This is a genomic window from Paraclostridium tenue, assembly GCF_039521565.1.
In the GTDB taxonomy this organism is placed as follows: Bacteria; Bacillota; Clostridia; order Peptostreptococcales; family Peptostreptococcaceae; genus Paraclostridium; species Paraclostridium tenue.
Genome location: NZ_BAAACP010000003.1, coordinates 51537 through 75257 on the forward strand (window position 1 = coordinate 51537; position 23721 = coordinate 75257).

Here is a 23721-nt window from a genome sequence, read left to right on the forward strand (position 1 = left end):
TTAATATACTTTAAATAATATGGTAATATTAAATATAATACAAATTGTCAATAATACAAAGGATAAATAATTAGGAGTGATAAACTTGGATAAAACTTTAGTTATAATAGATGGAAACTCAATAGTTAATAGAGCTTTTTATGCATTACCTGATTTGACTAACAAACAAGGTTTACATACAAATGCCATATATGGATTTACGACTATGTTATTTAAGATAATAGAAGTCTACAAACCTACTCATATAAGTGTTGCATTTGATAAAAAAGCTCCAACTTTTAGACATTTAGAATATAAAGAATATAAAGCTGGTAGAAAGAAGATGCCAGATGAATTAAGAGAACAATTAGAACCATTAAAAAATTTATTGGATGCTTTTAATATAAATAGATTAGAATTAGAAGGTTATGAAGCTGATGATATAATTGGGACAGTATCATTAAAAGCAGAAAAAGAAGGATATAAAGTATATATAGTTACAGGAGATAAAGATGCCATACAATTAGCTTCAAACACTACAACAACTCTTATAACAAAAAAAGGTGTAGGAGAAGTAGAAGAATATGACTTTGATGAAGTCATGAAAAAATATCAAATGACTCCGACTCAATTTATTGATTTAAAAGGACTTATGGGAGATAAGTCAGATAATATACCTGGGGTACCTGGAATTGGAGAAGTAACAGGTATAAAACTTATAAAAGAATTTGGGAGTATTGAGAATATAATCGAAAATATAGATAGTATAAAAGGTAGTCAAAAGAAAAAACTTCAAGAAAATAAAGAACTGGCAATAATGAGTAAAAGGTTAGCAACTATTATTAGAGATGTTCCTATAGAAGTTAATTTAGATGAGTTAATATTTGGAGATTATGACAAATCTAAATTAATTCAAGTTTTTAATGAACTAGGTTTTAATAGTTTAATAGCAAGAATAGGAGAAAATTCACAAGAAGATGGAGAACCTAAAGAATTAAAAATAAATGTAGAACATATTGAAGATATATCTAAATTTATTGAAGAAGTAAAAAGTAAAGGTAAATTGATTTTAAAGACAGTTAAGAAATCTGGTAATATACTTGAAAAAAATATAATGTCTATTTACTTAAGTGTAAACGGAGAAGATATATACTACATAAATGAAAATCAGATAGATGAAGTAAAAAATATATTAATAGACGAAGATATAAGAAAATATGGATATGACTTAAAAGCAGATTATATATCATTAAGACCATATGATATATCTTTAAATAATATGTATTTTGATATATCTATAGCTGAATACCTTATAGATTCAAGTAGTTCTAATTATACATATGATTCTATAGCTATGAATTATTTTGGGGAAAAAATAAAATCTATGGAAGAACTATTAGGAAAAGGTGTAAAGGCTAAAAAATATGAAGATTTAGATAAAGAGGAATTAAACAATCACATAGGAAGTATAATTAACCTTGTTGAAAACGTAGTTTCTAAAATGGAAGAAAAATTAAATGATATGGATATGGATGGTTTATTCTATCATGTAGAAATGCCTTTAGTTGAAGTTTTAGGGTATATGGAATATGAAGGAATAATGGTAGATAAAGATAAGCTAATAGAATTAGGCGAAGAATTTAAATTATCTATAGATAAATTAGAACAAGAAATATATGAACTTGCAGGTGAGAAATTTAATATTAACTCACCTAAGCAATTAGGAGTTATATTATTTGAGAAGTTGGAATTACCAGTTATAAAGAAAACTAAAACTGGTTATTCAACTAATGCTGAAGTACTAGAAAAATTAAGAGATAAACATGAGATAATAGATAAAATAACTGAATATAGACAAATTGTAAAATTAAAATCTACTTATATAGATGGATTAATAAATATAATAAACCCTATAAGTAAAAGGATACATTCTTCATTTAATCAAACTATAACAACAACAGGTAGAATATCATCTACAGAACCTAATCTTCAAAACATACCAGTAAGATTAGAGTTAGGTAGAAATATAAGAAAAGTATTTATAGCAGATAATGGGTGTAAGTTTGTTGATGCAGATTACTCTCAAATAGAGTTAAGAGTATTAGCTCATATGAGTCAAGATGAGCATATGATAGATGCATTTAATCATAATGTTGATATACATACAAAAACAGCGTCTCAAGTTTTTGGTATTGACATAAAAGATGTAACAAGTGAAAAAAGAAGTGCTGCAAAAGCAGTAAACTTTGGGATAGTGTATGGTATAAGTGATTTTGGTTTATCTCAAAATCTTCATATACCAGTGAAAGAAGCTAAAATGTATATAGATAGCTATTTAAATACTTATGAAGATATAAAAACATACATGGACAATACTATAGAAGAAGCTAAAAAAGATGGATATGTAAAAACTATATTAAATAGAAGAAGATATATACCTGAAATAAATTCTGGAAATGTAGTAGTTAGAAATTTAGGTAAAAGATTAGCTATGAATGCTCCTATACAAGGTAGTGCAGCAGATATAATTAAAATAGCTATGGTTAATGTATATAAAAAATTAGAGGAAAAGAATTTAAAATCAAAATTAATACTTCAAGTACATGATGAGCTTATAATAGAATGCTATGAAGATGAATTAGAAATAGTATCAAGAATTGTTAAAGAAGAAATGGAACATGCTGTATCTATGGATGTTAATTTAGATGTAGACTTAAATGTTGGAGATTCTTGGTATGAAACAAAGTAGGTGGTAAAATGTTAGTAATAGGTCTAACTGGAAATATTGGATGTGGAAAAAGTAGTTTATCAAAAATATTAAGACAAAATTCTATAGATGTAATTGATGCTGATATTATATCTAGAGAAATAATGGATAATAAATCAATATTAACTGAGATATTTAATAGTTTTGGAGAACAAGTAAAAAGAGAAAATGGGACTTTAGATCGAAAAAAATTAGGATCAATTGTATTTACTAATGATGAAAAGTTGATAAAACTAAACAATATAACTCATCCTGCTATAAAAAAAGAAATAAAAAAGAGGATAGAGGATATAAAAGCTAATAATAGAAATATAGTAATAGTTGACGCAGCTTTATTAATAGAAGTGAATTTTCTAGATTTAGTTGACAAACTAATAGTTATAACTTGTGATGAGAAAATACAAATAGAAAGAATTATAAGTAGAGATAATTTTACAAGAGAAGAAGCCATAAGTCGTATTAAATCTCAGATGAGTCAAGGTGAAAAATTAAAGTTTGGAGATTATATAATAGATAATTCTGGGGATATGAATGATTTAAAATATAAGGCTAATAAACTAATAACATATATAAAGGAGAATTGGTGTGAATAAAAAAAGATTTATAATTATATTTATAGTCTTTTTGTTATTAGTTTTAGGATGGGTATGTATTGAAAAAAAATTTGTATTAAAATTATTACATCCAAGATTTTATAAGGAATATGTTCAGACTTATTCTAAAGAATTTGATATTGATGAAAATCTAGTTTACAGTATAATGAAAGTAGAAAGTAAATTCAATAAAAAGGCCGTATCTAGAAGGAAAGCTAAAGGTTTGATGCAAATAAGTGATATGACACAAAAATGGGCAAAAGATGAGTTAAATTTAGAAAAAGTTGATATATTTGACCCACAAACAAATATAAAAATAGGTTGTTGGTATTTAAGTAAGTTATATAAGGAGTTTGATGACCTAGAATTGGTTATAGCAGCCTACAATGGAGGTTCAGGTAATGTAAATAAGTGGTTAAATAATACAGAGTATAGTCATGATGGTAATAAATTACACAACATACCATTTAATGAAACTAAAAATTATTTAAAAAAAGTAAAAGAAAACTACTTAATTTACAAGGCATTATATAGAGAGGAAGAATCAAATGAAAAAAATTAAGGTATTAACAATTATTATGATTATGATACTGGCTATTTCAGGATGTAATAAAGATAGTAATAAAGATAAAAATTCACAAAAATATGATACTACATCTAATAATTCAGAATATATACATTTATCAATGGTAAACCCTAAGACTATAAATCCTATAAATAATAATGAACAATCGGTTGGATATATAATGGATTTAGTTTATGATAGTTTATTTACTATAGATAGTGATTATAATGTGGTGCCGCAATTAGTAGATAGTTATTCAATATCGTCAGATGGCAAAAGTATAGATATAAAGTTAAAGGATGCTAAGTGGCATGATAAAAAACCTTTAACATCTGAAGATGTTGAATTTACTGTAAACTTAATAAAAAGATCAGAAACTAGTCCATATAAACCTTTAGTTGAGAATATAACATCAGTATCTACTATTGATAGTAAAAATTTAAAAATAAACCTTCAACAGCCATATGCTTTTTCAATAGATACTTTAATATTCCCTATAGTTAGTGAAAAACAGTTAAGTGGACTAAATAATAATGAATTAAATGATTATAAAAAAAACATGGATGGAACAGGGCCGTATAAAATTGCAAAATTTGATGATAGATCTAATATGATACTTACTCTTAATGAAGATTATTATGATAAAGACAAAATAAAGGATGCTAAAAAAGAAATAAATGTAATAATAGTACCAGATGAAGAAGCTCAAGTAGCTATGACTTTAGCATTATCAAGTGATATAACTAAAGTATCATTAAGTGATTTAAGTCAATTCCAAGCAAAACAGTTTAAAATAACAAATTATGAAGGTAGAGGTTATGAATACATAGTATTTAATTATGGAAATAATATTATGAATGATATTAACTTTAGAAAAGCAATTGCACACGCTATAGATAGAAATAAAATTTTAAAAGAATCATATCTAGGTAAAGCATCTATGGTTAATTTTCCACTACATTCAAAATCAAAGTATTATGACGATAGTATAAAATCATTAGATTATAGTATTAAAAAGTCAAAAGAATGTTTAAGTAAAATTGATATTGATAAACTAAATAATATAGTTGATACAAAATCGGTTGATAAAAAAGAGGAAACTAATAAAAAACAAAATAAAAAAGATAACAAAGAAAACACAGATAAAAAAGAAGAAAAAATAGATAAAGAACAAAAAGAAAATGAAAAGAAAAATAAAATAAAAGAAGAAATTGAAAGATTAAATTTAAAAATTCTTGTAAATAAAGAAAACAGGGAAAGAGTAAAATCAGCTTATATGATAAAAGAAAATTTAAACGATATAGGCATAAAATCTACAATAGTTGAACTTGAGGGAAATGAATTATCAAGTGCACTTGATAAAAAAGAGTATGATTTAGCATTAATTGGATGGGAATTATCGCCTATACCTGATGCAACAGATGTAATTAATTATAGTGGATATACAGATGAAAAATTAACAGGATATCTAAATTCTTTAAGAAATTCAAATAATGTAGATAATACTAAATCTATATATAAATCTATTCAAAAATATACTAGAGATAAAGTAGCTTTTATAAGTTTAGCTATAACTGATAATTATCTAGTAACAAATAAAAGAGTAGAAGGTAATTTAAAACCTAATGATTTTGATATATATGAAGGTATTTATCATTTGAATTTAGAAAAATAATAAACAAAAGGTGGTAATATTATGAGAAAAAAATTATTAGTAGATGGTATGACTTGCATGAATTGTGTAAGACATTTAAAGGAAGCACTTCAAGAAGATATACAAGGGGTAAATGTAGTAGAAGTTAGTTTAGAAGGTAAGTATGCTTTAGTTGAAATTGATGAAACTGTATCAAAAGATATGATAAAAGAAGTTGTAGAAGATTTAGGATATGAATTAAAAGGAATAGAATAATAAATAAAAATACCAGTAATTTTACTGGTATTTTTATTTATTTCAAATTTTTAAATATAGTATCTATTAAATCCATTGCTATATCAGTAGTGGTATCATTTATATCCAACATAGGATTAAGCTCAACTAAATCCATAGATTTTACTAAACCAGATTTAGCTAACTCAGATAGTAAATATTTTGATTCATTAACAGTAAGTCCATTATCAACCCTGGTACCTGTTCCAGGAACAAATTTAGAGTCAATAAAGTCTAAGTCAAAGCTTATGTGAATAGCATTTATATCTTTACTATGTATACTATCTAAAATATCATTTATTATTGTGTCTAGGCCTTTTTTAGATAAATCTTGAGGATAATACATATTCATATCAGTGTTTTTGATAAACTCTTTTTCTCCAAAGTCTATATCACGTCCACCTATATGATATACATTATTTTCCTTAACTTTTGTATCTTTATAATATAAATCTTTAAGTTTATTATGTCCATATCCCATTAAAGAAGCTAATGGCATCCCGTGAACATTTTTTGATTCAGATGTTTCAAATGTATTAATATCACCATGTGCATCAAACCATACTATAGCAAATTTTTTATTAAAAAATTTACTAACACCAGAAATACTTCCAAGAGCGATGGAATGATCTCCACCAATTATTAGTGGAAAGCAGTTAGAAGCTAAAGAGCAATTAACTACATGTGCAAGGTTGTTATTTATTTCAACTAATGTTTCGAAGTATTTCATATCAGGATTTGAAGTTAATTTTTCATTTTCATTAACTTCTTTTACGTATATGTTACCAATATCAAATACATTGTGCTTGTATTGTTTGATTTTAGAAACTAGCCCTTTTTCACGCAGTTTGTCTGGACCAAGTTGAGGTCCTAACTTATCACATCCATAAAAAGTAGGTACACCTATAATATTTATATTCATGATTTCCCCTCCTGTTTAGTATAATCTCGTCTCTACTAATATTTTAGCACAATAATCTTTTTAAATTTATAAAATATAAAAATAAAAAAAAGACTTCTATTGGGGGAAATAATAGAAGTCTAAAATGGGGAGATTGAGTATGTTTGATTTACATTTATAGTATTTGCTAAATTAGAAAATATATACGTAATTTATAAAAATAATTAAGAAAGAAATTTTAATAAAAAATAATATAACATAAAATTAAAACATAATATTAAATATGAGGTTTTACAATCTTTATATTAAAACCTCATATGAAGTCACTTTTATATATTCAAAGAATATAATAAAAGTAACTAAAGGGGGGATATCATGGAATCTAGAGAGTATAATGAAGATTTAAGAAAAATTATACTTGATATGACCCAAGAAGAACTTCAAAGATCTGCATCTAATAAAGGTGCAATGAGATATATTGAAGGCAAAGTAAATTCAGTCATAGATGATAGCTTAAATGAATTTAATGAAGAATCATTAGATATACAAAGATATAAGAAGATTATAAAAAAAGGATCATATCAAGAAAGTTTTAATGATATAGGAAAGTTAATAAAAAATGAAGAGATATTTAAATCCAAATTAGAACTTATAAAATTTGCTAAATATTTAAATCTAGAAGTTTATAAAAAACAATCATACAAATCAATATTAAAACAAATTGCAAATCATATATATTTAAATAAAGATTATTATAATAAAAAGTATGTATATTACTTTAAAGATGATAATGATTATGTACTTGAACCTGAGAATATAAAAAAACACTTAATTGAAGAGTATAGATCTAGAGCTAGAAATGATATGGAGTCTATTGCAAGAATACTAAATATAGAAACTAATGAAGGAGAAGGTGCAGAAGATATTAGAAAAAAAGTTATAAACTGCATAATTAAGGATAAACTAAGTAAAATTAAACATTAAGGCGCTAGAATTTAGCGTCTTAATTTTTTCGACAGTAAATCACTAGATTTTGATAAGTCAGGAGATGATTATAAAGTGTTAAAAAAGGTAGGAGTTATATTAATAATAATTATTATCATTATAGCAAGCTGCTTTTTTGAAATAGATAAATTTACTCCTAAAAAAGAAGTAAAGGTAGTTAGTTATAATATACATAGTGGATTAAATGAAGATATGTTTCCTAGCTTATTTGATATAATCGATTTTTTAAGAATAGAAAATGCAGATATAATATGTTTACAAGAAGTTAATGAGTCAGCAAAAGCAGGATTTCAAGTAAGTAGTTTAAAAGAAGATTTAGAAATGTATTCACATTTTGGAGCAAATGTAGTAAAACTAGGGTCAAATTATGGACTTGCAACATACTCTAAATATAAAATAATAAGTCAAGATCATATATATCTTAGCAGTCAGACAGAACAAAGAGGAATGTTACATACAGTAGTAAGACTTGGATTTGGAAGAAAGTTAAATATTATAAATTTACATTTGGGGTTGAGTGAAAAAGAAAGAGAAAAGCAATTAGATGAAGTAGAACAATTTGTAAAAACTTTAGATAGTCCATATATAGTTACAGGAGATTTTAATCAAAGTAATATTAAAATAAATAAAGAAGTATTTAAAGATGTTGCACTACAATTTAACAAAGACAATGTATTAACATATGCAACGTCACTTGATAGAATTGACTATATGCTTGTTTCGCCAGATATTGAAATTGACTATTACGATGTTTTAATAAAAAATATGTCAGATCATTTTCCGATAGTAGCCAAATTGAAAATATAGGAATAAATATATTTTAAATGAATATATATTTAGTAAATATATTTATATGGGGGGACAAACTAATGAATAAAAGAAGAAATATATATAGAGGTATTAATAAAAGAAGAAATAATGTGGCTAAGGGATTTACTTTAGGACTAGTTATAGTTGGTATAGCCGGGGGAGTTATGTTCATAAAATCTAAAGATTTTAGTTTATCTGAAAAAATAAATAACTTAAATTTCTTTGATAAAAAAGAATCAAAAATTCAAGAGTTTTCTTATAATGATTTAATAGATAAATCTGATGAAAACAAAAGTAAAGAAACTGCATCGGCAGTTAAAAGCGAAAATTCTAAATTAGCTACTGTGTCAAACTGGGATATGTACTCAATTCAAATAGCAGCAATAGATAATAAAGAAGAACTAAATAAAATAAAAGATAAACTAAATGAACTAAAAATTCCTTTTTCAATTGTAGATATAGATAATGTAAAAAAAGTTCAAACCTCCATATCATTTAAAGAAGAAGAAAGTAGAAAACAATTAGAGAATATAAAAAAAGATTTCTCAGATGCATTTATAAGTAAATTAGAAGTTCCATTATTAAGTTTAGAATATACAGAAAAATATGCATATGTAGAAGATATATGTAATGATTTAAATGAATTAATAAATAACTTTAAAGAAGAATCAAGTTTTTGGGATAAAAGTGAAAGTGATATAAATAAAGCAAATTATAAAAATATAATAAAAAATAAATTAGAGGTTTTAGGAAAACTTGAAAAACATACAAAGAAAATAGATTATAAAGGCATGAAAGGATTTAAGGAAAACTTAACTGTGTATATAAAATCAGTAAGAGATAAATCAAATGAAAGTTTAAAAAATGTAGAAAAAGATCAATACTATATAAGTAAAAGCTTATTTATGTCATCTATGCAAGAATATTATAGTTTTGTTAATTCTATAAAAACTATTTAAAAAGTTGTTATTTAACAACTTTTTTATTTTTACATAATTAAAAAATAAGTCACAAAAAGTTGGAATTTGTTTTAAAATAAGATATTTTTTTAACGATAGTTAATATTTTACAATTGTTATAGTATACTTATATTAGAAAAAAGTTTAAATTAAGTTATAAGGGGGTAAAATAATGAAGCTCTTAACCTTCAAAGGAGGGATACATCCTCCGTATAGAAAAGAGTATACAAATAATAAGGCATTAGAAAAAGCTAATGATCCTAAAGTCGTATATATTTCTATGCAACAGCATATAGGTGCTCCAGCTAAACCTATAGTAAACGTAGGAGATGAAGTGAAAGTAGGGGAAAAGATTGGTCAGATGCAAGGGTTTGTATCTGCAAATATTCACTCATCTATATCTGGAAAAGTAATCTCTATAAAAGATGTAGAGGTACCTGGAGGAATAAGTACGTGTGTAGTTGTGGAAAATGATTTCCAAAACTCTATTCATGAAAGCGTTAAACCAAAAGGGAGTTTAGATGACCTAGAAAAAGAAGAAATAGTAGAAATTATTAAAGAAGCAGGAATCGTTGGTATGGGAGGAGCAACATTTCCAACGCATGTAAAAATATCTCCGCCACCAGACAAGAAAATAGATTTTGTAATATTAAATGGCGCAGAATGTGAACCATATTTAACAGCAGACCATAGGTTAATGGTTGAAAATCCAGAAGATGTTGTATTTGGATTAAGAGTCCTTATGAAAGCACTAGGTGTGAGAAAAGGTTATATTGGCATAGAGGTAAATAAGCCAGATGCTATAGATGCGATATCAAAAATAACTAAAGATTATAATGATATAGAAGTTGTAGAACTTGAGGTTAAATATCCCCAGGGTGCAGAGAAGCAACTTATTTATGCATGTACAAAAAGGGAAGTTCCATCAGGGGGTTTACCGATGGATGCAGGAGCTGTAGTTAATAATGTGGGAACGGCTGCTCAGATAGCTAAAACTATAAAAACAGGCATGCCACTTATAGAAAGGATAACAACTATAACTGGAAGTTGTATACAAGAACCAAAAAATCTTGTAACTAAAGTGGGAACACTTTTCTCAGAAATTATAGATCAGTGTGGTGGATTTAATAAAGAGAAAGAACTAGGAAAAGTTATAATGGGTGGACCTATGATGGGAATAGCTCAGCATACAATAAACATACCTACAAATAAAGGCACATCAGGAATATTATGTCTAGATAAAATCGAAGCAAGAACTCCTAAACCTAAAAATTGTTTAAGATGTGGGAAATGTCTAGATGTATGTCCAGCATTTTTACAACCATTGTACATAAGTGCATATAGTATAAAAGGTGATTATGAATCATCTGAAAAGTATAAAGCATTAGATTGTATAGAGTGTGGATCTTGTTCATTTATTTGCCCAGCAAGAAGACCTCTACTTCAATCAATTAGGGTAGCTAAAAAAGAAATAATTTCATTAAAAAGAAAACAATCAATGAGTAAATAAGTTAGGGGGAAATATGATGGATAACAAACTAATAGTGTCATCTTCTCCACATGTGAGAAGTAATGAAGATACATCATATATAATGAAGCAAGTCATAATAGCTCTTTTGCCAGCTGCATTAGCAGGGATATACTTTTTTAGACTAAGTGCTATAAATGTAATGTTTTGGTGTATATTAGGATCAGTAGGATTTGAGTGGTTATATCAAAAGCTAAGCAAAAAAGAATCGGCAATAGATGATTTTTCAGCAGTTGTAACAGGACTATTACTTGCATTTAATGTACCAGCATCTCTTCCTTGGTGGATGTGTTTAGCAGGTGCGGCATTTGCAATAATAGTAGTAAAGATGGTGTTTGGGGGAATTGGTAATAACTTTGTAAACCCTGCTTTAGCAGCTAGGGCATTTTTATTAGCATCATTTCCAGTAGCTATGACTGCTTGGACAAAAACTGGTGTAAATTGGGTTAGTTCAGGAAGTATAGATGCTGTAACTACAGCTACACCACTATCTTTTTTAAAGGCAGGACCACAAGGTATACAAACTTTAACTGATAGTGGAACAGGATTATTTGATATGTTTATTGGTAATATAGGTGGTACCATAGGTGAGACTTCAGCGATACTCCTTATACTAGGCGGATTATATTTAATGTATAAAGGTATAATAAATTACGTTATACCTGTATTTTATATAGGGACTGTAGCAGTATTAATGTTTATATTAGGTGGATTTAATATTGAATTTGCTATGTACCAAATGGTAGCAGGAGGACTTATGTTAGGGGCATTTTTCATGTTAACAGATTATACTACATCACCTATGACTAAAAAAGGCCAAATTATATATGCTATTATAGCTGGTGTTATAACAACAGTTATAAGACTTTATGGAGGATATCCAGAAGGAGTATCTTATTCTATATTATTTGTAAATGTAATGACACCTCTTATAGATAAATACACAAAAACTAAAGTATTTGGGGAGGTGGAGAAATAAATGAAAGATATATTCAAATTAGGGAGTATATTATTTTTAATATGTGCTGTAGCAGCTTTATTATTAAGTGTAACTAATAATATAACTGAGCCGGTTATAAAAGAAAGAAATATACAAGCAAATAATGAATCAAGAAAAGAAGTGCTTAAAGAAGCTGAAGAGTTTAAGCAATTAGATAATGTTAAAGCTAACTTAGTAGAGGAAGTATATGAGGGATTAAAAGGTGATGAAGTAGTTGGTTATACTATTAAAACTGTTCCTAAGGGGTATGGAGGAAAAGTAGAAGTTATGATAGGTATATCTCAAGATGGAAAAATTACAGGAGTAAAAGTTGGGAATCATTCAGAGACTCCAGGTCTTGGATCTAAGGCTTCAGAACCAACATTTAAAGATCAATTTAATGGAAAGAGTACAGAAAAACCTTTAATAGTTGTAAAAGGAAGTGCAAGTAATGATAATGATATAGCTGCTATATCTGGAGCTACAATAACGTCTAATGCTGTTACTTCTGGAGTAAATGCAGCTATTAATTTGTATAAAGAACAATTATTAAACAATTCACAAAATAAAGAAGTTCAATCTCTTGAAAAAGATCCTATGGTCAAAATATTTGATAATGCACAATTTAAGAAAATAAAAGATAAATCAGAAGGTATAGTAGTATCTGTATATGAAGTATTAGACGGAAAAGATAAAATTGGATATATATTTGAAACAGAACCAGATGGATATGATTCTAAGACAGAAGTTTTAGTTGGAATAACTCTAGATGGAACAATAAAAGGTGTAGAACTAGGTGAAAAAACTAGAAATAATGAATATTTAGCATCTACTTTTGACACAGGATTAAAACATCAAATAGAAAATAAAAAGGCTAGTGAAATATCTTTAGTACAAGAAAAAGCTAGTAAAGATAATGAAGTTCAAGCTGTTTCGGGGGCTACTATAACATCTAAATCAGTTGTAGAAGGAGTTAACTCTGCTATAGACTTATTTAAAAAAATAACTAATGGAACGGGGGCATAGAAAATGGGTTTAGGAAAAATAATTAAAAATGGATTAGTAGATGAAAACCCAACACTTGTTCAAGTAATTGGTATGTGTCCAACTCTAGCTGTAACAACATCAGCTATAAATGGATTAGGAATGGGTCTTTCAACTACGATAGTTTTGATATGTTCAAATATAGTAATATCTATGATGAGAAAAATTATACCATCTAAGATAAGAATACCAGCATTTATAGTAGTAATAGCAACATTTGTTACTATGGTAGGTATGCTTTTAAAAGCTTATATACCAGCACTTGATAAAGCATTAGGTTTATTTATACCTTTAATAGTGGTTAACTGTTTAATATTAGCACGTGCAGAAAGCTTTGCATCTAAAAATAAACCAATAGAGGCTGCAGTTGATGGAATTGGTATGGGCCTTGGGTTTGCACTATCTTTAACTGTATTAGGGGCTATAAGAGAAATACTTGGTAATGGAAGTTTATTCGGATTTGCTTTATTTGGGTCATCTTTCCAACCAGCTTTATTATTTATATTACCTCCAGGAGCTTTCCTAACATTAGGATTTTTACTTGCAGGATTTAATAAATTAAAAGCTAAAAGAGCTAATTAGGAGGGAGATATATGAATTTAATACTTTTATTTTTAAGTGTTGTATTAGTTAACAATGTTATAACATCTCAATTCTTAGGAATATGTCCATTCCTAGGTGTTTCTAAAAAAGTAGATACAGCAGTGGGTATGGGGGTTGCAGTTACGTTTGTTTTAACATTAGCATCATTTATAACTTACTTTGTTCAAAGAATATTAGAAATAACTAATAATCAATTTTTACAAACTATAGCTTTTATATTAGTAATAGCATCTATAGTTCAATTTGTCGAAATGGTTATACAAAAGATGAGTCCATCTTTATATCAAGCTTTAGGTGTATTTTTACCACTAATAACTACAAACTGTGCAGTTTTAGGTATAGCTTTAGTTAATGTTCAAAATGGGTATAATTTAGTTGAGACAATGGTAAATGGATTCGGAGCAGGAGTAGGATTTACTTTAGCTATAGTTTTATTTGCGGGTATAAGAGAGAGATTAGAATTAGCAGATATACCTGAAACATTTAAAGGATTTCCTATAACTTTAATATCAGCAAGTTTAATGTCTATAGCATTCTTAGGGTTTGCAGGACTTATAAAATTATAAGTTAGGGGGGCGAAGTAATTGGCTATAATTAATTCAATTTTGGTTTTAGGTGTAATGGGTCTAATCTTTGGAGCTATACTTGCATATGCATCTAAAAAGTTTGCTGTAGAAGTAGATGAAAGAGTAGAAAAAATACTTGAGGTATTGCCAGGAGCAAACTGTGGGGGATGTGGATTCCCAGGTTGTGGAGGATTAGCAAGTGCAATAGTAGAAGGAAAAGCTTCTGTAAATGGATGTCCTGTTGGGGGAAGTGATTGTGCATCAAAGATAGGTGAAATAATGGGAGTGAATTCAGAAGTAGGAGAACGAAAAGTAGCAAATGTTATTTGTAAAGGTAGTTGTGACGTTTCTAAGGATAAATATACATATGAAGGAATGTTAGATTGTAAAGCTGCTAATGCATTAAATGGAGGAGCTAAATCTTGTAAATATGGATGTCTAGGACTTGGTACTTGTGTTAACGTTTGTAAATTTGATGCTATAAAAATAATAGATGGAGTAGCTGTTATAGATGAAGAAAAATGTGTTCTTTGCGGAAAATGTATTGAAGTTTGCCCAAAAGGATTGATACATGAAAAGCCAGTTAAAAATCAAGTAATAGTAGAGTGTAATAGCAAAGACTTTGGAAAGAGTGTAAAGGAAAAATGTAGTGTAGGATGTATAGGATGTGGTATATGTGCTAAGTCATGTCCATTTGATGCTATAATAATAGAAGATAAATTAGCAAGAATAGATTACAGTAAATGTGTACAATGTATGGTTTGTGTAGAAAAATGTCCGACAAAAGCTATAAAAGGAGACTTGAGTAAAAGAAAAAAAGTTCAGATAGAAAAAGATAAGTGTGTAGGATGTACTATATGCAAGAAACAATGTAAATTTGATGCAATAAAAGGGGAATTAAAAGAAAAGCATAAAGTAGATGAAAGTAAGTGTGTAGGATGCCATGCTTGTGTTCAAAAATGTCCTAAAAAAGCTATTAAAATTTTATAATGTGGATATCATAGAGATATGGAGTTTTTCCATATCTTCTTTATTTTGGTAAAAAAGTAAAAATTGTAACCGGAGTGTAACAAAAACGTTCGACATTAACATTGAATTTTTTACAATATAGTGATAAACTAATTAAGTATTAAAAAAGAGGTGAATTAATGAGTATAATATTGGCATCAGGATCGCCTAGAAGAAGAGAAATTCTAGCTAATACAAAGGTTAAATTTTCGGTTATAACTAGCGATATAGATGAAAAAATATTTGATTTTGAGGAGCCTACACAACTAGTATTAAGGCTAGCATTTGAAAAGTGTATGGATGTTGCTACTAATAACACTAAAGATTTAGTTATTGGAGCAGACACTATTGTCGTTTTAGATAATGAAATATTAGGAAAGCCTAAAAATGAGAAAGAAGCTTTTAATATGTTAAGCAAATTATCTAATAGAAAACATCAAGTAATAACAGGAATTAGCATAGTGCATTTGGAAAAAAATAAAAAAATTCTAGACTATGCTGTAAGTGATGTTAAATTTAAAAATTTAACTGAGCAAGATATAAAAGACTACATAAATACTGGAGAGTGTTTAGATAAAGCTGGTGCATACGGAATACAGGGATATGGAGCTTTATTGGTAGAAGAAATAAAGGGAGATTACTTTAATATAGTAGGATTGCCTATATCTAAGTTAAGTGATATTCTTAAAGAAAATTTCAATATAAATCTTTTGTATCAAGCTTAGGAGGTTAATTTCATGAGGTCATCAAGTTTATGTGTAAAGGAGATGGCATTAGAAGAACGACCTAGAGAGAAAATGCTTACTAAAGGAGAAAAAAGCTTATCTAATGCCGAGTTATTGGCAATTATTTTAAGGACAGGAACTAAGAAGCAAAGTGTTTTAGAATTAGCAAATTATATAATTAATAAAGATAGTCAAGGAATAAGATGGCTAAATGATATAACTATACAAGAGTTATGTGAAATAGATGGAATAGGTATTTCTAAGGCAGCTCAAATAAAGGCTTCCCTAGAACTTGGAATAAGAATATCAAGTGCAAAACCTATTAGATATAAAGTCACGAATCCATGGGATGTATATAAATATTACATGGATAGCCTCAGATATTTAAATAAAGAAATATTTAAGATAATTCTTTTGAATACTAAAAATGAAATAATTTGTGACATAGATATATCAGTAGGGACTTTAAATATGTCTGTGGTACATCCAAGAGAAGTATTTAGAGAAGCGATAAAAAGAAGTAGTAATAAGATTATTCTTATGCATAACCATCCATCTGGAAATGTAGAGCCATCTAATGAAGATAAAAATGTAACGTCTAGATTAGTAAAATGTGGCGAATTAATTGGTATTGAAGTCATTGACCATATAATAATAGGGGATGGGCTTTATTACAGTTTCAAGGAAAATATGATAATTTGATGGATTTATGTGAAAGGAGCTTGAAATTATGGCAAAGAAAGAAAAAAAAGAAAAAAAAGGATTCAAGTCGTTATTTGGATTTAATAAAATGTCTAAAGATATGGGAATAGACTTAGGGACAGCAAATACATTAGTTTATATAAAAGGTCAAGGTATAGTGGTTAGAGAACCATCTGTTGTAGCAATAAGAGATGATAGTAAGTCTGTTTTAGCAGTAGGTGAAGAAGCTAAGAAGATGATAGGTAGAACACCAGGTAATATAGTTGCTATAAGACCTATGAAAGATGGAGTTATAGCTGATTTTGATGTAACTCAAGCAATGCTTAGCTACTTTATAAAAAAAGCTGCTTCAAATAAAGGTGTTGTTAGCCCAAGAATAGCTATATGTGTACCTTTTGGAGTAACTGAAGTTGAAAAAAGAGCTATAGAAGAAGCTGCTAGACAAGCAGGAGCAAGAGATGCATATCTTATAGAAGAACCAATGGCAGCAGCTATAGGTGCTAACCTTAGAGTCGAAGAGCCAGAAGGAAATATGGTTGTTGATATAGGTGGAGGTACAACAGAAATAGCTGTTATATCTTTAGGTGGTATAGTTACTGCTAAATCTATAAGAATAGGTGGAGATGAGTTTGACGAATCTATAGTTAGTTATGTAAAGAAAGAATATAACTTAATGATAGGTGAAAGAACTGCGGAAGATGTTAAAATACAAATAGGATCTACTTTTAAAGATGATGCAGAAGAAACTATGCAAATAAGAGGTAGAGACTTAGTAACTGGTCTTCCAAAAACGGAGCATATATCATCAACTCAAGTTAGAGAAGCATTAAAAGAACCTATAACATCAATAGTAGATGGAATAAAATCAACTTTAGAAAAAACTCCACCAGAATTAGCTTCAGATATAATGGAAAACGGAATAATGTTAACTGGAGGAGGAGCTTTACTTAGAGGACTTGATAAGCTAGTAAAAGAACATACAGGAATGCCTGTTCATATAGCTGAAAATCCACTAGACTGCGTTGCATTAGGTACTGGTAAGTCTGTAGAAGATCAAGAAATATTTGAAAAAGTATTAATGATGAATGAAAGAAGATAATTTAAAGTTGGTGATAGGGTGAAACTAGGTAAAAATAAAAAAAATAATAAAAAATACAATGTTAAAGTGATAGCAACTATAGGAGTTGCTATCACTTTAATTGGAATTGTAGGAATGTCAATCGGCAGATATTCAAAAGATAGTTTTACAAAAAATGGATTTGTCTTAAATACAATATCTTCAATAGAAGGCAGCTTAAATAATGGATTTACATTTATAAAAGAAGGTACAGGAAATATATTTAAGTTCAAGGAAAATGCCAAAAAAGTAAAACAATTAGAAAAAGAAAATGAAAAGTTAAAAAAAGAAATAATTGAATTAAAAGAAGACGCACAAAGTGCACAATCATTGCAAAGTCTAAAAAAATCTTTGAAATTTATAGAAGAAGATTATAAAGATACTATGATTAGCACTGAAGTTGTAAGTAAAAATGATGGAAATTGGTATACATCTTTTGTAATAGGGGCTGGAAAGGATGAAGGTGTTAAAAAAAATAGTATTGTGATGAATGGAAAAGGATTGGTAGGAATTGTTACTGAGGTTTCAAATCATTACAGTAAAGCAATATCTTTATTAGACACTAAATCATCAGTTAGTTTCCAATTACTAAAAAATAAAGAATTTAAAGGTGTAATAAGCCAAGGTGCAAATGAAGATGAAAATTATAAAGCAAAAGGTTTATTAGAAGGATATATGTTTAAAACTTCTTATGATGTGCTTCCTGGTGATGTTTTAGTAACATCTGGGTTAGGTATATATCCTAAGTCAATACCTATAGGAGAAATAGAAAAAGTTGTTGATGATAAAAACAAAGGCCTAAAATACGTAGTTGTAAAGCCATACGTTAATTTCAAAGACGTTGATGATGTTGTAGTTATTGAGCCAAGAAATATAAATTAAAAGGAGAACTACAAATGAAAAGAATATTACTTTTTCTTATAGGTGTTTTAATAGTTATAATAGAAGGAAGTATAACTAACTATGTAGATTTCTTAGGCGTTAGCATTAACCTTCTTCTTATCTATATAACTATAATATCATTATATTTAGAGGATGTAGAAGCAAGCATTTTAGCAATACTACTAGGTTTTGTTAAAGATATCGCTATGGGTAGTTTATTTGGAGTTAATGCATTAGTATTAGCTGTAGTAGCATATGGAATAAGTAATCTAAAGGATAAGATATATAAAAATAGTTATATAACTATTTTTGCTTTAGTTTTTATAGCAAGCTTAATAGATTCTATTGTAAATATAATTCTTTTAGGAAGCGTATATCAAACATATGATATCTTAACTATTTTTATAAAAGGTATCTGCACAATACCACTTGTTAATAGTATAGGAAGTTTAATTTTTTATTTTGTATTTAAGGATTCAATCCTTAAACTAAAAAAAGATTAGTGGTGATTAAATGGAGAAAAAAAAGTTTGATAGGCTTGATATAATCAAGCTTATAGTAGTAGTAGCATTATGTGCAATTTTTTTGAAAATTGCTTATATGACAACATTTAAACATGAGCATTATAATGAATTAGCAAAAAATAAAACATATAAAGAAATACCTGTAAAAGCACCAAGAGGTGAAATAAAAGATAGATATGGACGTACTATAGCTACAAATAGAAACTCTTTTACAGTTCATATATCTAAGGATGGAATAGAGAAAAAAGTTAAATCTGGTAACTCAAGAGCTAATGAAATTTCATTAGAATTAATAAACTTATTGAAAAAAAATAAAGAAGAATACTTAGATGAATTCCCTATATATGTTGAAAATGGAAAATATTTTTATACATTTGATAAAAAAATAAGGGAATTTAAATTGGAAAATAAAATTCCACTAGACTACAATGCTAAGCAAAGCTTTTATTATATGGTTGATAAGGCTATAGAAGATCATAAAATAGATGCATCTGTTAGAGATTTAAAGCCAGATGAAATCCAACAGAAGTTAAATTCGGCAGGCATATACCCTCCGATTTTAGTAAAAGGTTGGAAGTTTACAGAACAAAGAAATAAAGAAGACTGGTTAAAATCTTATAAAATAGATAATATAAATACTAATGCAAAAGATGCTTTTAAAGATATAAGAAAATATTATGAAATACCTAGCAATTTATCTAATGATGATGCTAGAAGTATAATGATTGTAAGAGACTTACTTAAATCTCAAGGTTTTGTTCAATATAAACCAGTAACTATAGCAAAAGATATAACACAAGAGACCATATCTCAAATAGAAGAAAGGGCTATGCAATTACCAGGGGTATCTATAGCAGTAGAACCAGTAAGGGACTACCCTGATAAGAATCTTGCATCACATGTACTTGGAACTATGGGTAGAATATCAGAACAAGAGTTAGCCCAAAAGCAAGAAAATGGAGAAAGTGGATACACTAAAAATGATGTAGTCGGAAAAACGGGTATAGAGAAATTTTATGAAGATAAATTAAAAGGTAAAGACGGATATAAAAAAGTTGAGGTAGACTCAGTAGGAAGAATAAGTAAAGAACTTGCATCTTCTGCACCTGTTTCAGGAGATACTGTATATCTTAGCTTAGATAAAGATTTACAAAAAGTATCAGATGATTCACTAGCTAGAGTAGTCAAAGCAGGAAAAAGTGGAGGTACTTTTAAAAGTAAATTTGGAGACTATAGTGCATCAGGAAAGGCAGCACCTAATTTGGAATCAGGAGCTACAGTTGTTATAGATGTTAAAACAGGAGATATATTAGCAATGTCTAGTTATCCAGACTATGATCCTAACTTATTCGCAACTGGTATATCATCAGAGGAATATAAAAAATTACAGCCTAAAAATCCTAATGATGTTTTAGGGGCAAATCCTTTAAGTAACTTAGTTACAAAAGGAGCATTCCAGCCAGGTTCTACATTTAAAATGGTAACTGGTATGGCAGCCTTAGATAATGGGCTAAATCCTAATTATGGAATAAATGATACTGGTGTAATTTATATGGGAAAAAGACCTTTTGCCGATTATGTATGGCATCACGGAAGAGGAAACCATGGATACACTAATTTATACAAAGCATTACAAGAGTCTTGTAATATATACTTCTATACAATTGGTACAGGCAAAAACTGGTTAGGAGGGAATGATCCTAATGTCAAGATTGGTGCCAAAGATATATTAGAATATGCAAGATTATTTGGTTTAAATGATAATACAGGTCTTGATAAGGAAATTGGTGAAAGTAAAGGAAAGGTTCCTAACCAAACTGATAAACTTAAAAACACTGAGAATTCCCTTAGATTAGCTTTAGATAAAGCTATGAGAGATGCATTTACTGATATAACTAAAGCAAAAGATCCAGAAGAGTATAAAAAGAGAATAAATGAAATTGTAAGTTGGACTAAAGAAAATCCATCAAGAACAGAAACTATGAAGAGATTAGAAAAGCTTCATGTAAAAGAAGATAAAGTTACTGAAATTGCAGATTTAGCTAAATTTAATTACTTTAACTTTGGAAACTGGACTGATGCTGATACATTCAACTTAGCAATTGGACAAGGTGAGAATGCTTATACTCCTGCTCAGATGGCTAGATATATTGCAGCTATAGCTAATGGAGGAAATTTAGTAGAAGCATCTGTAGTAGATAAAACTATATCTAGTGACTATATGAATATAGATATAGATGAAAATAAAGTAGAAAAAATACCATTTAAAAATAGTGAAAAACTTAAAGATTTAACTAAAGGTATGAGACTTGTTTCTACTCAAGGTACAGGTAAAAGTATATTTGGTAATTTCCCTATTGAGGTTGCAGCAAAAACAGGAACTGCAGAAAAAAGTGGTAAAATACCTACTGCAGATGAGTATAAATACTTATTAGACCATATAGGTTCATATGGAGTATCTAAAGATGAAGCTGTGAAATTAGCTAATAAAATGAAACAAGAAGACGATGCAAAAGCTAAAAAAGAATTTGAAAAGGAACAAAAAGAAAAAGAAAGTAAAGAACTATTTGGAAAAGATGAAAAAGATAAAGCAGAATTTGTTCCAGACAATAGTGAAAAAGCAAAAGCTAGATATTTAAGAAAAGCAATTAAAGAGTTAAATCCTAAGATAAAAGATGAAGATATAGATAGATTTAAACAAGATTATGCATCTTTTGCTTGGGCAGCAGCATTTGCACCAGCAAATGATCCAGAAATAGCTGTAGTTACAGTTTTACCTCAAGGAAACTCAAGTAGTCTTGCTTTACTACCTATAAGAGAAGTAATGGGTGAATATTTTGGATTAACAAAAGATAAGGAAAAAGATAAAGAAAATAAAAAACAAGTTGAAGATTCAAATAAAGAAGCAGAACCTGTAAGATCAAAAGAAGATAATGAAATGAATTTTGTATCACAGCTAAAAAAATAAAAGGATTTGAAGTTTTTTTGAAGAATATATAAAATGAGATAGAGCTTTGGAGGTATAAAATGTCTTTTAAAGCAGCAACCAATGAAGAACTAATAGAGTTCAAAGGAAATAAAAGAGGCATAGTTGTAAATGTAAAGAAAAAAGCTTCTTTTGAAGAAATAAGACAAAGTATAATAGATAAAATAGAATCCTCTGTAGGTTTTTTCAATGGAGCTAAAATTTACTCTATAAATTATAATCATTTAAGCGACATACAATTACTTCAACTTAAAGAAGACATAACCTCTAGATTTGATATTGAATTTATAGAAGAAGAAATTCAAGTACCATTTGGAGTTTATGAAACTAAGTATATAAACAATATGCGTTCTGGAGATAATGTTGAGTTTGAAGGGGATGTAGTTGTTATGACGGATATGAAACCAGGTTGTCGGGTTATGGCAACAGGAAGTGTAGTTGTAATGGGAAATATAAAACCTGGAGCTAAAGTGGTTTCATATGGCAATGTAGTTGTTATGGGCAAGGTAGAAGGGTTTATACATGCAGGAGCAAAAGGAAATAAGAATGCATATATAGTTGCTAATAATTTAAATCCTATGGTTTTAAAGATAGCTAACTACATAGCAGAAGCTCCGGATGAAGAATATATAAAAAGTGATGATATAAATCCAGAAATAGCATTTGCAAGTAATGAAATGATTGTTATAGAAAATTATTTGCCAAAAAATAAATAAATTTTGAGTAGGAGGGGGTAGTACTATGAGTGAAGTTATAGTTATAACATCAGGAAAAGGTGGAGTTGGAAAAACTACAACAACAGCAAATTTAGGAACGGCCTTAAGTTTAGAAAATAAAAAAACTGTTGTAGTGGATGCAGATATAGGTCTTAGAAATTTAGATGTTGTTATGGGACTAGAAAATAGAATAGTATATGATATTGTTGATGTTGTAGAAGGAACTTGTAGATTAAAGCAAGCTCTAATAAAAGATAAAAGATTTGACAATTTATACTTATTACCAGCAGCACAAACTAGAGATAAAAATGCAATTTCTGTAGAACAAATGAAAAATTTATGTGACAAACTAAGAGAATCATTTGATTATATAATAATAGATTGTCCTGCAGGTATTGAACAAGGATTTAAAAATGCTGTAGCAGGAGCTGATAGAGCTATAGTTGTAACTAATCCTGAAATATCTGCTGTTAGAGATGCAGATAGGATAATAGGATTACTAGAAGCTAATGAAGTTAAAGATATACGTTTAGTTATAAATAGAATTAGAAATGAAATGGTTAAACGTGGAGATATGATGGACAAGCAAGATATAGTTGAAATACTTGCTATAGATTTAATTGGTTTAGTTCCTGATGATGAAAGTATAATTGTTTCTACGAATAAAGGTGAGCCAGCTATATTAGATTCAAAATCAAATGCAGGTCAAGCATATAAAAACATTGCTAAGAGAATACTTGGAGAAGATATACCTCTAATGCAAATAGAAAATGAAACTAATATATTAACTAAGATTAAGAAGATGTTTGGAATGGCTAAGTAATAAAGGGGGATA

The 23721-nt window shown here is 28.3% G+C and carries 23 protein-coding genes; 22 read left to right on the plus strand and 1 reads right to left on the minus strand.

Going from position 1 to position 23721, the window contains the following annotated elements; translation table 11 throughout:
- Nucleotides 1-85 precede the first annotated feature (85 nt).
- From polA to ABFX13_RS03610, 5 genes are read left to right on the plus strand one after another with little or no spacing between them, the layout of a single operon-like run.
- The gene (gene polA / locus ABFX13_RS03590) at nt 86-2728 is read left to right on the plus strand and encodes a DNA polymerase I (RefSeq protein WP_346042608.1); all 2643 of its coding nucleotides are present in this window, start codon (nt 86-88) and stop codon (nt 2726-2728) included.
- A gap of 8 nt (nt 2729-2736) precedes the next feature.
- A complete protein-coding gene (gene coaE / locus ABFX13_RS03595; protein ID WP_346042612.1) occupies nt 2737-3339 on the plus strand; it encodes a dephospho-CoA kinase in 603 nt (200 codons plus the stop codon).
- Nucleotides 3332-3901, plus strand: a complete 570-nt coding sequence (locus ABFX13_RS03600; protein ID WP_346042615.1) for a lytic transglycosylase domain-containing protein — start codon at nt 3332-3334, stop codon at nt 3899-3901. The genes coaE and ABFX13_RS03600 overlap by 8 nt, the downstream gene beginning before the upstream one ends.
- Nucleotides 3888-5579: an ABC transporter substrate-binding protein gene (locus tag ABFX13_RS03605; protein ID WP_346042619.1), complete on the plus strand. Its 1692-nt coding sequence runs from the start codon at nt 3888-3890 to the stop codon at nt 5577-5579. The genes ABFX13_RS03600 and ABFX13_RS03605 overlap by 14 nt, the downstream gene beginning before the upstream one ends.
- A 21-nt stretch (nt 5580-5600) precedes the next feature.
- Nucleotides 5601-5813, plus strand: a complete 213-nt coding sequence (locus ABFX13_RS03610) for a heavy-metal-associated domain-containing protein (RefSeq protein ID WP_346042622.1) — start codon at nt 5601-5603, stop codon at nt 5811-5813.
- Between the two features lie 37 nt (nt 5814-5850).
- On the opposite strand, the gene rocF is transcribed toward ABFX13_RS03610, so the two are convergent.
- Nucleotides 5851-6753 (minus strand): arginase, encoded by a 903-nt coding sequence (gene rocF / locus ABFX13_RS03615; RefSeq protein WP_346042624.1) that lies wholly within the window; start codon nt 6751-6753, stop codon nt 5851-5853.
- Between the two features lie 354 nt (nt 6754-7107).
- Between rocF and ABFX13_RS03620 the strand changes: the two genes are divergently transcribed.
- The 17 genes from ABFX13_RS03620 to minD all read left to right on the plus strand — a co-directional run bounded on the left by ABFX13_RS03620 (nt 7108) and on the right by minD (nt 23709).
- On the plus strand, nt 7108-7716 hold the full coding sequence (locus tag ABFX13_RS03620; protein ID WP_346042627.1) for a hypothetical protein: 609 nt from the start codon (nt 7108-7110) through the stop codon (nt 7714-7716).
- Nucleotides 7717-7791: 75 nt separating this feature from the next.
- Nucleotides 7792-8544, plus strand: coding sequence for an endonuclease/exonuclease/phosphatase family protein (locus ABFX13_RS03625; RefSeq protein WP_346042630.1), 753 nt, complete (start codon nt 7792-7794; stop codon nt 8542-8544).
- A gap of 62 nt (nt 8545-8606) precedes the next feature.
- Nucleotides 8607-9506: a hypothetical protein gene (locus ABFX13_RS03630; protein ID WP_346042631.1), complete on the plus strand. Its 900-nt coding sequence runs from the start codon at nt 8607-8609 to the stop codon at nt 9504-9506.
- A 172-nt stretch (nt 9507-9678) separates the two neighbouring features.
- Nucleotides 9679-11016, plus strand: a complete 1338-nt coding sequence (rsxC, locus tag ABFX13_RS03635; RefSeq protein ID WP_346042634.1) for an electron transport complex subunit RsxC — start codon at nt 9679-9681, stop codon at nt 11014-11016.
- A 16-nt stretch (nt 11017-11032) separates the two neighbouring features.
- Nucleotides 11033-12013, plus strand: coding sequence for an RnfABCDGE type electron transport complex subunit D (locus ABFX13_RS03640; protein ID WP_346042636.1), 981 nt, complete (start codon nt 11033-11035; stop codon nt 12011-12013).
- A complete protein-coding gene (locus tag ABFX13_RS03645) occupies nt 12014-13039 on the plus strand; it encodes an RnfABCDGE type electron transport complex subunit G (protein ID WP_346042638.1) in 1026 nt (341 codons plus the stop codon).
- Between the two features lie 3 nt (nt 13040-13042).
- Nucleotides 13043-13639 (plus strand): electron transport complex subunit RsxE, encoded by a 597-nt coding sequence (gene rsxE / locus ABFX13_RS03650; RefSeq protein ID WP_346042641.1) that lies wholly within the window; start codon nt 13043-13045, stop codon nt 13637-13639.
- An 11-nt stretch (nt 13640-13650) separates the two neighbouring features.
- A complete protein-coding gene (rsxA, locus tag ABFX13_RS03655) occupies nt 13651-14226 on the plus strand; it encodes an electron transport complex subunit RsxA (protein ID WP_147546195.1) in 576 nt (191 codons plus the stop codon).
- An 18-nt stretch (nt 14227-14244) separates the two neighbouring features.
- Entirely contained in the window at nt 14245-15216 is a 972-nt protein-coding gene (locus ABFX13_RS03660; protein ID WP_346042644.1) for an RnfABCDGE type electron transport complex subunit B, read from the plus strand.
- A 158-nt stretch (nt 15217-15374) separates the two neighbouring features.
- Nucleotides 15375-15959, plus strand: coding sequence for a Maf family protein (locus ABFX13_RS03665; protein ID WP_346042647.1), 585 nt, complete (start codon nt 15375-15377; stop codon nt 15957-15959).
- A 42-nt stretch (nt 15960-16001) separates the two neighbouring features.
- A complete protein-coding gene (gene radC / locus ABFX13_RS03670) occupies nt 16002-16661 on the plus strand; it encodes a RadC family protein (protein ID WP_346042896.1) in 660 nt (219 codons plus the stop codon).
- 28 nt (nt 16662-16689) lie between these two features.
- Nucleotides 16690-17760 (plus strand): rod shape-determining protein, encoded by a 1071-nt coding sequence (locus tag ABFX13_RS03675; RefSeq protein WP_346042649.1) that lies wholly within the window; start codon nt 16690-16692, stop codon nt 17758-17760.
- A gap of 18 nt (nt 17761-17778) precedes the next feature.
- Nucleotides 17779-18660 (plus strand): rod shape-determining protein MreC, encoded by an 882-nt coding sequence (mreC, locus tag ABFX13_RS03680; protein WP_346042651.1) that lies wholly within the window; start codon nt 17779-17781, stop codon nt 18658-18660.
- A gap of 14 nt (nt 18661-18674) precedes the next feature.
- Nucleotides 18675-19163, plus strand: a complete 489-nt coding sequence (gene mreD / locus ABFX13_RS03685; protein WP_346042654.1) for a rod shape-determining protein MreD — start codon at nt 18675-18677, stop codon at nt 19161-19163.
- A gap of 10 nt (nt 19164-19173) precedes the next feature.
- Nucleotides 19174-22152 (plus strand): penicillin-binding transpeptidase domain-containing protein, encoded by a 2979-nt coding sequence (locus ABFX13_RS03690; protein ID WP_346042656.1) that lies wholly within the window; start codon nt 19174-19176, stop codon nt 22150-22152.
- A gap of 59 nt (nt 22153-22211) precedes the next feature.
- Nucleotides 22212-22886, plus strand: a complete 675-nt coding sequence (locus ABFX13_RS03695) for a septum site-determining protein MinC (RefSeq protein ID WP_346042660.1) — start codon at nt 22212-22214, stop codon at nt 22884-22886.
- A gap of 25 nt (nt 22887-22911) precedes the next feature.
- Nucleotides 22912-23709, plus strand: a complete 798-nt coding sequence (minD, locus tag ABFX13_RS03700; protein WP_346042663.1) for a septum site-determining protein MinD — start codon at nt 22912-22914, stop codon at nt 23707-23709.
- Nucleotides 23710-23721 lie beyond the last annotated feature (12 nt).